The organism is Flavobacterium sp., assembly GCF_044338735.1.
Classification (GTDB): Bacteria; Bacteroidota; Bacteroidia; order Flavobacteriales; family Flavobacteriaceae; genus Flavobacterium.
Genome location: NZ_JBIIWV010000057.1, coordinates 1 through 12,636 on the forward strand (window position 1 = coordinate 1; position 12,636 = coordinate 12,636).

The 12,636-nt window shown below is 32.8% G+C and carries 15 protein-coding genes; 8 read left to right on the forward strand and 7 right to left on the reverse strand.

Annotated elements, in window-relative coordinates; translation table 11 throughout:
- Positions 1 to 1,232: ABC transporter permease (locus ACIQZC_RS05400; protein WP_396138217.1), on the forward strand; the 1,232-nt coding region annotated here is incomplete at its 5' end.
- Between the two features lie 62 nt (positions 1,233 to 1,294).
- On the opposite strand, the gene prmC is transcribed toward ACIQZC_RS05400, so the two are convergent.
- A complete protein-coding gene (gene prmC, locus ACIQZC_RS05405) occupies positions 1,295 to 2,176 on the reverse strand; it encodes a peptide chain release factor N(5)-glutamine methyltransferase (protein ID WP_396138231.1) in 882 nt (293 codons plus the stop codon).
- A gap of 3 nt (positions 2,177 to 2,179) precedes the next feature.
- Complete coding sequence (locus ACIQZC_RS05410; protein WP_396138218.1) at positions 2,180 to 2,677, reverse strand: GNAT family N-acetyltransferase; 498 nt, start codon at positions 2,675 to 2,677, stop codon at positions 2,180 to 2,182.
- Positions 2,678 to 2,892: 215 nt separating this feature from the next.
- On the opposite strand from ACIQZC_RS05410, the gene ribD reads away from it, so the two are divergent.
- Genes ribD through ACIQZC_RS05425 form a run of 3 tightly spaced genes read left to right on the forward strand, consistent with a single transcriptional unit; the run spans position 2,893 to position 5,150 of the window.
- Positions 2,893 to 3,936 carry a bifunctional diaminohydroxyphosphoribosylaminopyrimidine deaminase/5-amino-6-(5-phosphoribosylamino)uracil reductase RibD gene (gene ribD, locus ACIQZC_RS05415; RefSeq protein WP_396138219.1) on the forward strand — a complete coding sequence of 348 codons (1,044 nt, stop codon included), beginning with the start codon at positions 2,893 to 2,895 and terminating at the stop codon, positions 3,934 to 3,936.
- Positions 3,929 to 4,534, forward strand: a complete 606-nt coding sequence (locus tag ACIQZC_RS05420) for an HAD family hydrolase (protein WP_396138220.1) — start codon at positions 3,929 to 3,931, stop codon at positions 4,532 to 4,534. Before ribD ends, ACIQZC_RS05420 begins: the two co-directional genes overlap by 8 nt.
- A gap of 1 nt (position 4,535) precedes the next feature.
- Complete coding sequence (locus tag ACIQZC_RS05425; RefSeq protein WP_396138221.1) at positions 4,536 to 5,150, forward strand: IMPACT family protein; 615 nt, start codon at positions 4,536 to 4,538, stop codon at positions 5,148 to 5,150.
- A gap of 2 nt (positions 5,151 to 5,152) precedes the next feature.
- On the opposite strand, the gene ACIQZC_RS05430 is transcribed toward ACIQZC_RS05425, so the two are convergent.
- Entirely contained in the window at positions 5,153 to 5,554 is a 402-nt protein-coding gene (locus ACIQZC_RS05430; RefSeq protein ID WP_396138222.1) for an acyl-CoA thioesterase, read from the reverse strand.
- 193 nt (positions 5,555 to 5,747) lie between these two features.
- Here ACIQZC_RS05430 and dnaA point away from each other — a divergent pair, with 193 nt between their 5' ends.
- From dnaA to ACIQZC_RS05445, 3 genes are read left to right on the forward strand one after another with little or no spacing between them, the layout of a single operon-like run.
- Entirely contained in the window at positions 5,748 to 7,175 is a 1,428-nt protein-coding gene (gene dnaA / locus ACIQZC_RS05435) for a chromosomal replication initiator protein DnaA (protein ID WP_396138223.1), read from the forward strand.
- 3 nt (positions 7,176 to 7,178) lie between these two features.
- Positions 7,179 to 7,619, forward strand: coding sequence for a low molecular weight protein-tyrosine-phosphatase (locus ACIQZC_RS05440; RefSeq protein ID WP_396138224.1), 441 nt, complete (start codon positions 7,179 to 7,181; stop codon positions 7,617 to 7,619).
- Position 7,620: 1 nt separating this feature from the next.
- Positions 7,621 to 8,355 carry an SAM-dependent methyltransferase gene (locus ACIQZC_RS05445; RefSeq protein ID WP_396138225.1) on the forward strand — a complete coding sequence of 245 codons (735 nt, stop codon included), beginning with the start codon at positions 7,621 to 7,623 and terminating at the stop codon, positions 8,353 to 8,355.
- A 1-nt stretch (position 8,356) separates the two neighbouring features.
- On the opposite strand, the gene ACIQZC_RS05450 is transcribed toward ACIQZC_RS05445, so the two are convergent.
- The 4 genes from ACIQZC_RS05450 to dapF all read right to left on the reverse strand — a co-directional run bounded on the left by ACIQZC_RS05450 (position 8,357) and on the right by dapF (position 11,558).
- Positions 8,357 to 8,998, reverse strand: coding sequence for a peptidoglycan-binding protein LysM (locus tag ACIQZC_RS05450; protein WP_396138226.1), 642 nt, complete (start codon positions 8,996 to 8,998; stop codon positions 8,357 to 8,359).
- Between the two features lie 157 nt (positions 8,999 to 9,155).
- Positions 9,156 to 10,196, reverse strand: a complete 1,041-nt coding sequence (mltG, locus tag ACIQZC_RS05455) for an endolytic transglycosylase MltG (RefSeq protein ID WP_396138227.1) — start codon at positions 10,194 to 10,196, stop codon at positions 9,156 to 9,158.
- A gap of 20 nt (positions 10,197 to 10,216) precedes the next feature.
- Positions 10,217 to 10,741, reverse strand: coding sequence for a GNAT family N-acetyltransferase (locus tag ACIQZC_RS05460; protein ID WP_396138228.1), 525 nt, complete (start codon positions 10,739 to 10,741; stop codon positions 10,217 to 10,219).
- A 28-nt stretch (positions 10,742 to 10,769) separates the two neighbouring features.
- Positions 10,770 to 11,558, reverse strand: coding sequence for a diaminopimelate epimerase (gene dapF, locus ACIQZC_RS05465; protein ID WP_396138229.1), 789 nt, complete (start codon positions 11,556 to 11,558; stop codon positions 10,770 to 10,772).
- A gap of 123 nt (positions 11,559 to 11,681) precedes the next feature.
- Between dapF and ACIQZC_RS05470 the strand changes: the two genes are divergently transcribed.
- Positions 11,682 to 12,636 (forward strand): S1C family serine protease (locus ACIQZC_RS05470; protein ID WP_396138230.1); only part of this gene is annotated, 955 nt, incomplete at its 3' end.

The window sequence follows — 12,636 nt, forward strand, 5'->3', positions numbered from 1 at the left end:
TATTTAAAGAAAATACAAAAATTGCGCTTGACTCCATTAAAAGTCAGGCGTTGCGTACTTCGTTAACGGTTTTAATTATCGCCATTGGAATATGGGCCTTAGTTGGTGTATTAACCTTAGTTACTGCGCTTGAGAATTCATTGTTGACCAATTTTGCTTCTATGGGAGCCAATACTTTTTCCATTAGTCAGTATGATTATTCTTCCGAAATTAATCAAAATGATGCCGATCAGCGCGTTAATCCTATCATCAGTTATCCGCAAGCAAAAGCATTTCAAGACAAATATAATTTTCCATTTACAACAACATCGCTTTCTTTTACAGCTGGTTCGGCAATCGAAGTAAAATATCAAGACAAAAAAACTGACCCTGAAATTACGGTAGTAGGTATTGACGAAAATTTTTGTCCAAATAAAGGATTAGAAGTGGTAAAAGGCCGAAATATGAACTCTTTTGATGTGGCTAACAACAATTACGTTTGTGTTTTAGGTTCTGATTTTGAAAAGGGATTATTTGCAAATATGAATCCTATTGACAAAATAATTTCGATTCGAGGTGCTAAATTTAGAGTGATTGGCGTTTTGAAAGAAAAAGGTTCCACTTTTGGCAACAGCCAAGATTTACGAGTTTTAATACCAACACAAGTGGCACGTTCGCTTTTTTCGGCACCCAACATAAATTATGACTTAGATGTCATGGTGAACAATGAAGCGTTGTTAAATGAAGCGGTTGATGATTCAAAAATGACCATGCGCCGTGTAAGAAAATTAAGTCCGGTTGAAAAAGATAACTTCGGAATTGAACGTAGCGATGATTTACGTAATACTTTGCTTGATCAAGTAGCCTTTTTAAGTATTATTGCATGGGTAATTGGGTTACTTACTGTTTTTGGATCTACTATTGCCTTAACTAATATTATGTTGGTTTCCGTAAGCGAGCGTACTAGAGAAATTGGAGTTCGAAAATCATTAGGTGCAAAACGATCTACCATTGGTTGGCAATTCTTAACCGAAACGTTTGTCATCAGTCAATTAGGTGGATTATTAGGCTTAATCTTAGGAATTGGAACAGGTTATTTAATTGCTTCATTGTTGAAATTTTCATTCAGCACGCCTTGGTTGGCAATAATTGCAACGATTGTAACTACCATTGTTGTAACTATTATTTCAGGTTTGGTTCCTGCATTGAAAGCGGCTAAATTAGACCCTGTGGAAGCGTTGCGATACGAATAAGCTTAAACGCAAAGACGCGAAGTTTTTTCGCAAAGTACGTTAATAAAATTGCATGATTAATGTTAAATTGAACATTTCACCATTCGATCATTTCCGTAAATATCTTTTTTCAATTCGATATTTTTAAACCCTAAATTTTCTAGTAATTCAACGGTTTCTTTTCCTAAATATTGATTGATTTCGAAAAATAATAATCCATTTGGAGTCAAATTTTTCAAAGCTAATTGCGCAATTTTTCTATAAAAAAGTAACGCATCTGTATCTTCAACAAACAAAGCCAAATGCGGTTCATAGTCCAAAACATTTTTCTTGATTTCTTGTTTTTCCAAATTACGAACATAGGGCGGATTGGAAATAATGATATTGTAGGATGATGGATGATGGGAGATGGATGATGGGAGTTTTGATAAATCTTCCACTTCTAAAATGTTGGCTTGAATGAAATTAATTTCAACCTTATTTAAAACTGCATTTCTTTTTGCAACTTCCAATGCTTTTTCGGAAACATCAATTGCTGAAACATTTGCTTGTGGTACATTCGCTTTTAACGAAATTGGAATGCAACCCGTTCCCGTTCCAATATCCAAAATATTGTTGGGTGATGTATGATGGATGTTGGGTGAATTCAAAATCCATTCAACCAATTCTTCCGTTTCTGGTCTTGGAATTAAAGTGTTTTCATTGACTTCAAATCGCAAGCCATAAAACCAAGCTTCACCCGTAATGTATTGAATCGGTTTTTCTTGTTGTAATTCGGTCAAAATAGTGTTCCATTTTTCAATTGCTGCATCAGAAAGTTCAAAATTCGGATTTAAAGCAACGTCTACTCGCTTCAAATTGTGCAAATATTCGGTCAAAATAAAAAAGAAACTTTCAATTTCTTGTTCGTCTTGACTATTTTTTAGTGTATTGAAAAAGTGGGATTTATATTGTTTTAAAAGCATCATTTAATTTAATTTTTTAGTCATCCAAACCTCACAACTGTTATGACCAGTATTTCCCATTGGACCATCTATATGTTCAAAACCCATTCGCTCGTACAATTTTTGAGCGGCAGTCATAAAGGAAAGGGTTTCCAAGTAGCAGATTTTAAATCCTTGAGTTTGGGCAAATTCCAAACATTGATTGATGATTCGTTCGGCAAAACCTGTACCTCTAATTTCAGGTGCAAAGTACATTTTTTGCAATTCACAAACACTAATAATGTCATGCTGAACTGGATTCAGCATCTCTAGAGGAGCAACACCACAACCACCAACAACTTTTCCATCAAGTTCCACAACATAATATACCGAACGTGGCGTTTGGTAGACTTCGTATAAGGTATCTAAAATAGGATCAGCATAAGCCGTACCCACTTTAGGCGCCTCTAATTCATGAAAAATATCGCGAATTACCTTAGCAATCGATTCATTATCTTTTTGTTGGATTTCTCTAATTAGCATAACATTTTATTGTTGGGTAAAATTACATAAATTAACTTGAGATTTTTTAAACATGTAAGTCATTTAAGTTTTTGTACCTTTTCGAAAGATTCAAAAAGTACATAAAAGAAGACAAAAAACTTATACAAGCTTAAAAATTAACTTCTTAAATATTTTCAAACTTATATGACTTATATGTTTTAATTTTATACTCTTAAAAATGCTACTTTTGTACTATGACGACACACGAATTTTACATGAAACGCTGTATTGAACTCGCCAAAAATGGTTTAGGAACTACTTATCCTAATCCGTTAGTGGGAAGTGTTATTGTGCATGAAGGTAAAATTATTGGCGAAGGTTGGCACAAAAAAGCTGGCGAATCTCACGCCGAAGTCAATGCGGTAAATTCGGTAAAAGACAAAACATTATTAAAAGAAGCCACAATTTATGTGAGTTTAGAACCTTGTAGTCATTTTGGAAAAACACCTCCATGTTGCGATTTAATTATTGCGAATGAAATTCCGAATGTAGTAATTGGAACCGTTGACCCATTTGCAAAAGTGGCTGGAAGCGGCATTAAAAAACTAATTGATAGTGGCAAAAATGTCACCGTAGGTGTTTTAGAAGACGAATGTAATGAACTCAACAAGCGATTTTTTACTTTTCATCAAAAGAAAAGACCTTATATTATATTGAAATGGGCAGAAACAGCTGATGGTTTTATAGCTCCACTTTCGAAAGAAGATAAAAAACCCATTTGGATTACCAATCAATATTCCAGACAATTAGTTCATAAATGGCGCACCGATGAGCAAGCAATCTTAGTTGGAACAACCACTGTTTTAGACGATAATCCTAAATTAAATGCGAGAGATTTTTCGGGAAATAATCCGGTTCGTATTGTATTGGATAAATCGGGAAAAATTTCCGATAAATTTCAAGTAAAAGATCGTTCCCAAAAAACTATTTTCATTACCGAAAGCGAAAAATTTGAAACTACTGAAAATTGTATCTATGAAAATGTTATCTTTGATAAAAGCCTAGCGCATTCTATAGCAAATCTTTTATATAGACATGACATTCAATCGGTTATTATTGAGGGAGGTGCAAAAACACTTCAAACGTTTATCGATTCAAATGTATGGGATGAGGCAAGAATTTTTAAAGGACAAATTAAATTTCAAAACGGAACAACTGCCCCAAGGTTAACTGGATTTCCAAACCACCGTTTTGACATAATGGATGACCAACTTAAAATTTTCAGAAATTATGATTGAAGCTATTATTTTCGACTTTGGTGATGTCTTTATCAATTTAGACAAACAAAAAATTGATTCCGAATTTAGAAAATTAGGATTGACTGCGTGGCATTCTGATTTAGATGCACTTCATAAACACTATGAACTAGGCAAAATTGATGAACTCGAATTTATGTCGGGTTTTCAAAAACATATACCCTCTGCTGATTTAGTAAGTATTCGAAGCGCATGGAATTCAATATTGGGAGATTTTCCATTGTATCGATTAGAATTTCTTCAAATGATTGCTTCAAAATACCGATTATTTTTACTGAGTAATACCGACCATACCCATATTGAAAAATTTGAACATAATGAAGGGCTTACCTTTGCCCGAGATTTTTATAGTTGTTTTGAGAAAGTATATTTTTCGTATGAAATTCGGTTGCGCAAACCCGAAGAAGACGCATTTAAATATGTTTTGAATAATCACAACCTAAATCCCAAAAAAACCTTATTTATTGATGATAAAAAAGAAAACACGGATGTGGCTGCACAATTAGGATTATTAGTTTGGAATTTAGAAGTAGGGAAAGAAGATGTTGTAGATTTATTTTCTAAAAAATTTAGTTTTTGATTTGAGCCTTACACAAAACGATACCTACAAAACCTTAAAAGAAGCATCAAAAGAAATATTGTTTAAAGAAAAAAACAGTAAATTTTTTGGTTATGCATTTCCAGTATCTTCAGAAGAAGAAATTAAAAAACATATTGAACACTTAAAGAAAGAACATTTTTCAGCTAGACATTGGTGCTATGCTTATCAAATTGGAATAGAAAAAACACACTACCGAGCAAATGATGATGGAGAACCTAACAATAGCGCCGGAATGCCTATTTATGGGCAAATTCAGTCGTTTGAAGTTACCAATGTACTTGTTGTTGTTGTTCGCTATTTTGGAGGCGTAAAACTGGGTGTTGGAGGATTAATTTCTGCCTATAAAGTGGCAGCTCAAATGGCATTGGAAGAATCGGAAATCATTGAAAAAACGATAGACAAATACTTCGCCTTATCATTTAATTATGCACACATGAATAAAGTAATGCGCATAATTAAAGAGAAAAATCTATCAATAGTATCGCAGAAAATGGAAATGGATTGCGAAATAATTATTGGATCTCGAAAAAAAAATGTCCAAAATCTATTGGACACTTTTGAAAATTTATATGAAGTTCAACTCAAGAAACTCTAAATTTACAGTGCAGCAATATTTTCCAAAACATAGCTTGGCGGTAAAATAGGGCGACCCGTTTTTATATCAACAAAAACCAACATTGAATAACCTGTTGTTAATAACTCGCCATTTTCGTTGTATATTTCGTAATCAAATTCAATCTTAACAGAAGTCTGACTTTTCAAGATTGTTTTAACCGTTAACAAATCATCATATCGCGCTGGTTTTTTATAATTCATTGATAATGCCACAACGGGCAACATTACACCATTTTCTTCCATCCATTTATAAGAAACACCCATATTTCTGAGCCATTCGACACGTCCCATTTCAAAATATTGGGCATAATTACCGTGATAAACGACTCCCATTTGATCGGTTTCTGCATAACGTACACGAACTTGAAATTGATATTCTCTCATATTGAACTATAATTATTAATTTATTAACAATTTCCTTACAATTTTTTTTTTTAAAAATCAATAGAAAAAAAATTTTTTTTAAAGAAAATTGTTCACATATTTGCTATCCCAAATAACTGACAAAAAATCCCTATTCTTTTTGTAAGATAACCTGTACAAAAATAAGAATAACAATTCATAATTAATCGAATTTATGACAAAAACTGCGCAATCGGTATGGAATAACTGTCTGTGTTTCATAAAAGACAACATTCAAGATCAAGCTTTCAAAACTTGGTTTGAGCCAATACAGTCAGTTGAGTTAAATGATAACGCTTTGTCAATTCAAGTACCTAGTAAATTTTTCTATGAATGGTTAGAAGAACACTATGTAAAATTATTAAAAGTTGCTCTAACAAAAGAATTAGGTCCAAGTGCAAAGTTATTGTACAAAATCAGAATGGAGAATACTTATGGCAATAAAGTTCCATTTACAGAACAAATACCAAGTTATAACAGAACTTCTGTAAAAGCACAAGAAGTTGATGTGCCTATTGCGAATAAAAATCCGGAATTGAAAAACCCGTTTATTATTCCTGGAATTCGTAATTTAAAAATTGAATCGCAATTAAATGCCAATTATAGTTTTGATAATTTTCTAGAAGGAGATTCTAACCGATTAGCTAGAAGTGCTGGTATGGCTGTTGCTAATAAACCTGGAGGAACTTCATTCAATCCACTATTAATTTTTGGTGGTGTTGGATTAGGTAAAACCCACCTTGCACATGCTATTGGTGTTGAAATCAAAGACAAATATCCTGAAAAAACAGTATTATATATTTCAGCTGAGATTTTTACACAACAATATATTGATTCGGTAAAGAAAAACACTCGTAACGATTTTATTCACTTCTATCAATTGATAGACGTGTTGATTATTGATGATGTTCAATTCTTATCGGGTAAATCAGGTACACAAGATGTATTCTTCCATATTTTCAATCACTTGCACCAAAACGGCAAACAAGTTATTTTAACATCAGATAAAGCACCTGTTGACATGCAAGATATTGAGCAACGCTTATTATCTCGTTTTAAATGGGGACTTTCTGCAGAATTACACCAACCCGATTATGAAACACGTATTTCTATCTTAAAAAATATTTTGTTCAGAGATGGTGTAGAAATACCTGATGAAATTATTGAATATGTTGCTAAAAACATAAAATCAAACGTACGTGAACTTGAAGGAGCTATTATTTCATTAATTGCACAATCTTCTTTCAACAAAAAAGAAGTAACCATTGATTTAGCCAAACAAGTTGTTGAAAAATTTGTTAAAAATGTAAAACGCGAAATTTCGATCGACTACATTCAAAAAACAGTTTCCGATTATTTCCAGTTGGATTTAGAAACTTTGCAATCAAAAACTAGAAAACGTCATGTGGTTCAAGCAAGACAACTAGCTATGTTTTTTGCTAAGAAATTCACAAAAGCTTCCTTGGCAAATATTGGATCACAAATAGGAGATCGCGATCACGCTACTGTTTTACATGCTTGCAAAACTGTTGATAATTTAGTAGCTACCGACAAACAATTTAAAAAGTTTGTTGAGGACATTAACAAAAAACTTTCGCTGTAATCTATGCCGTTAAAAATCTTAATGGTTTGCTTAGGAAATATCTGTCGTTCTCCCCTTGCAGAAGGAATTATGCGCTCAAAATTAACGGCAGACTATTATATTGATTCTGCAGGAACGGGCGGATGGCACGCTGGAGAAGCACCAGATAAACGTTCGATTCAAACAGCACAAAATTACGGTATAGATATTAGTAAACAAAGTGCTCGAAAATTTTCAATAACCGACTTTGATACTTTTGATGTAATTTTTGTGATGGATCAATCCAATTATAAAGATGTTTTACATTTGGCTCCCAATGAGACAGCAAGGTCAAAAGTTCAACTCCTTTTAGACAATTCAAAGGAAGTTCCTGATCCTTATTATGGAACATTAGAAGATTTTGAACAGGTATATCATTTGTTAAACCAATCTTGTGAAGCGATTGCAAGAAAACTTAAGCAATAAAATGAAATCTACTTCCTACGGTAAACTCTACTTAATTCCTATAACGTTATCTAATCCTGGAGAAACTTCTGTTGTTCCCGAAGATGTTTTACCACAAACTATTAAAAGAGTAATTGACTTTATTGACGACTACATCGTTGAGAATGAAAAAACGGCCCGTAAATTCATAAAAAGCATTCATCCAGATAAAAAACAACCCGATTTAAAAATAAATACCTTAAATAAACACACCGAAATTTCGGCTCATCATGAATTTATTCAACCATTGCTCAATGGTAAGAACATAGGATTAATGAGTGAATCTGGTTGCCCTGGAATAGCTGATCCGGGTGCAGTTATTGTAAAATTAGCTCATGAAAAAGGGATTCAAGTTGTACCATTAGTAGGACCTAGCTCGATTTTGTTAGCCTTAATGGCAAGTGGCATGAATGGTCAAAGTTTTGCCTTTAATGGTTATTTACCCATAGATAAAGACGATAAAAAGCAAGCGCTAAAAACTTTTGAACGATTGTCTTTTGAAAAAAATCAATCGCAATTGTTTATTGAAACACCTTATCGAAATAATAAATTAATGGAAGATTTATTGCAGTTACTTCAGCCAAACACCCTTTTATGTGTTGCCTGTGATATCACTTTACCAACAGAATATATTAAAACAAAAACCATTAACGAATGGAAAAAAGAAAAGGCCGATTTACATAATCGACCTTGTATCTTTATTATTCATAAAATATAATTTATTCTAAATTTACTTTTGCATCTGCATCAGCTTCAATATGCGAAATATCGTATCCGGCAAATTTTCTAATGTAACTAGATAATGAAGTTCCAAAACCATCTCTAAAACCTCTACGTCCATTACTTCTTAGGTATTTTTTGACAGAACCCGCACCACCAAGATGAGCAGCAGCAAGTAACCCTGATTCTGTAATTTCAACGCCATTAATAACTCTGCCAGAATATTTTTCAATTTCTTTTCTTAAAATCCACTTATGACGAGCAATTAGAGCATTAAATGCTTTGTCTTGCCAATTACTATTCTGTAAAAACTCTTGAAAATCGTAGATACCCACTGTGCGAAGTGCACTTTTTCCGAACTGATACTTACCCATATATCCATAAGGATTAACTAAGTGTATCATACCTCTAGACTCTTTGTAAGCCATTTTCTGGGCAAAACCGAGGAAAGTTTTCCCAATAAGTGGCACTTTTAAGGCCACTTCATCGTTTTCATATTGATTTGGAACATGGTAAACCATAATTTCGTTATCATCTAAATGAAAACCTTCTATTTTTTCAGTTTCAACTGTTATAAAACCCGAAGAAACTACTAATACTAGGAATGTCAATCCTAAAATGTATGACCCTTTTTTTATCATTAAATGTTATTTCTCAGCGTCTGTCACCCATCTGAAATTACCGGTACAAATATACGAAAAAAATTATAATATTGATTTACAGACTGTTAATATTTTCTAAAAGTAAATAAAAGACATTTGTGGAACTATTAATTCTAAAAATTAGTTACTGTAAATTTTACAATTTAATACCTAATTTGTTAACCCATGCTGCATATTTTTTTGCATTAATCATATGCGCTTCATAGGTAGTTTCAAAAGCATGATACCCAGGTCGGTCTGGATCGGCACAAAAATAAATGAAATTATGTTTCTCAGGATTCAATACTGCATCAATTGCAGAAATATCAGGCATCGCAATAGGTCCAGGTGGTAACCCTTTATTAATATAGGTATTATAAGGCGACTTTACAAACAAATTACTGCCTCCAACTCGTTTTATGACTTGGTCAAAATCACCCGATTTTTCTTTAATTGCATAAATCACTGTAGGATCGGCTTGCAAAGGCATATCTTGTTGAATTCGATTTAAATAAGCACCTGCAACTCTTGGACGTTCATCTGCCTTTACTGTTTCTTTGTGCACAATTGAAGCCAATGTATATACTTGGGCTGGGGTCATATTTAACGATTTTGCTTTTGCCAAACGTTCAGCATTCCAAAATTTATTATGCTCTTTAGCCATTTTATCAGCGATTTTTTTTGCTGAAGTATCCCAATAAAATTCGTAAGTATTAGGTATAAAAAGAGTTAACGCCGTTTCTTTTGTTAAACCATTTTCTAGTAAAAATGAATCATTTGTAAATGCTTTATTTAAAGTTAATGTATCTGGTTCTAATTGCGTTGATAATCTAATCATTAACTTCTCTAAGGTTTCTTGATTATTAAAAGCAACGTTTGCCGGAACATTTAATCGCAAACTTCTCACCATGTCAAAACTGGTCATGTCTCTCTTAAACAAAAACTTCCCTGATTTTACATTGATACTATAATTTCTGGAAGTCGCTACAAAATCAAATTTTTCAAAATCTTTAACTAATGGAGCAACAATTTCTTTCACTTGATCATACGTTGATTCCGATGGAATGTAAACATACATTTCTTCTTGAGAAAATTGGGTATTAGGTGTAAATGCTTTTAAATAAACATATACTCCTATAATTGAAGCAATTACAATACCTGCAACGGCAATGATTGAAATAATTTTTTTAGTATTCAATGGAGCTAATTTTAAAAGTGTTATTTAATTAATTGGAAAAACAATTCGTCTTTAAAACGATTATTCACTTTAATCCAATCTTTTTTTATTCCAATTTTTTGGAAGCCAAATTTAGTAAAAAGTTGCAAACTAATTTCGTTATCACTACCAATATTTGCATACAATTGATGTAATTGTAATTGTTGAAACGAATAATTAATAACCAACTCTAATGCTTCTGAACCAATACCTTTATTTCGACTTGAAAGATCTGCAATTACTAAACCAACACCTGCCCTACTATTTTTTGGATCAAAATCAAACAAATCAATTAATCCGATCGCTTCTTGTGAATCATTTAAACAAATAGCCAATCGTAATTGCTTTGCCTCATAAATATCTTGATGTGCGTTTTCCAAATATTGTCGGATTAAAAAACGACTATAAGGCGTTTGAGTATTGCTTACTTCCCAAAACGATTCATTATTTTCAATAGCGTATACAAACTCCAAATCTTCGGGTTCGAGTGCTCTTAGATATATGTTAGTTCCTTTTAAAGTTATCATTTTTAAAGTAAAAATTATTAATCTTGAATCAAATAGCTAAATCAATTGTTCCTTCAAAAACAAATGTAGCCGGACCCACTAAAAAAATATCGGAATAAACTCCATTATTTTCCTTAAATTGAACACTGAGTTTTCCGCCTTCTACTTGTAAATCAATTGAATTACTTTTGGTTTTACCCACATGATGCATCGCTATTGCAACAGCCGTAGCACCAGTTCCGCAAGATAACGTTTCGTCTTCAACGCCTCTTTCATAGGTTCTTACCGAAAAAGTTTTAGAGTCTATTTGATGCACAAAATTAACATTACTCCCATCGGCACCATATAATTCAGAATACCTAATTTTTGAACCTTCTAATTTTACATCTAATGTTTTTAAATCGGATACTATTTGAACATGATGAGGCGAACCCGTATTTAAAAATGAATAATTTTGATGAACTTTTATATTATCTACTTCTTTCATTTGCAGCGAAACCAATTCATCTGTACTGATTTCTGCATAATGATAACCATCAACTGCTTCAAATTCGGCTGAAGCTTCAATAATACCCAGTTGTTTTGCAAAAGCGACTAAACATCTTCCACCATTACCGCACATCGAACTTTCGTTTCCATCGGAATTAAAATACACCATTTTAAAATCATAATTGGTATGACTCTCTAATAATATCAATCCATCGGCACCTATTCCAAAACGTCGATCACACAATTGCTCAATTAATTGAATATCCTTTTTTGGAAACGTCAAAAGGCGGTTATCCAACATGATAAAATCGTTTCCTGTTCCTTGGTATTTATAAAAAGTGAATTGCATCAATCATTTAATTTATACAAAAGTACAAATATTAATAAGATGTTAAACAATGTTAATCGAGAGTTAAAGTAATTTATTGAATAAAAAAAGTTTTTAAATTTGGTAAACAAAAAATGAATAATTATGAGAAAATTTGGAAGTTTATTACTAGTATCGCTCCTTAGTGGAGGTGTAACATTAGGTGCTTACAAATTATTTTTGGAGCACAATACCGCAAGTAAAATAACCCTTGCAAACCCTAATTATGCCAAAAATGTAAGTTTAGGTGCAGAAAATATCGATTTTACCACTGCAGCAGAAAACACGATTCACACTGTAGTTCACGTAAAAAATAAAACGGTTTCAAAAATTCCTGTTATGGATTTCATTTATGGTTATCGAGGTGATCGTGAACAAACGCAAATTGGTACTGGTTCAGGAGTTATTATTACTGAAGACGGTTATATCGTAACCAATAATCACGTTATTCAAGATGCCACGGAGTTAGAAGTTACTTTAAATAACAACAAATCGTATAAGGCAAAATTAGTAGGAACCGACTCAAAAATGGACATTGCCTTATTAAAAATTGATGCCGATGAGAAATTACCCTATACTGTTTTTGGTGATTCAGACGAAATTAAAGTGGGCGAATGGGTTTTGGCAGTAGGAAATCCGTATAACTTAAATTCTACCGTTACCGCCGGAATTATTTCCGCAAAAGCGAGAAATTTAGCTAATGACGGCATACAATCATTCATTCAAACCGATGCCGCTGTAAATCCTGGAAATAGCGGTGGCGCCTTAGTAAATACAAGAGGTGAGTTAATAGGAATAAATACCATGATTTCATCTCCAACCGGAAGTTATACTGGGTATTCCTTTGCAGTTCCTTCGAATGTTACTCAAAAAATAATTGAAGACCTAATGCAGTTTGGAAACGTTCAACGTGGTGTTCTTGGAATTGAAGGCGGCGAAATGAATTCTAATTATGCAAAAGAAATTGGCGTAAAAGAAACGCAAGGATTTTATATCAATAAAGTAACTAAAAATTCGGGTGCCGAAAAAGCAGGATTACAAAAAGGAGATATTATTGTGC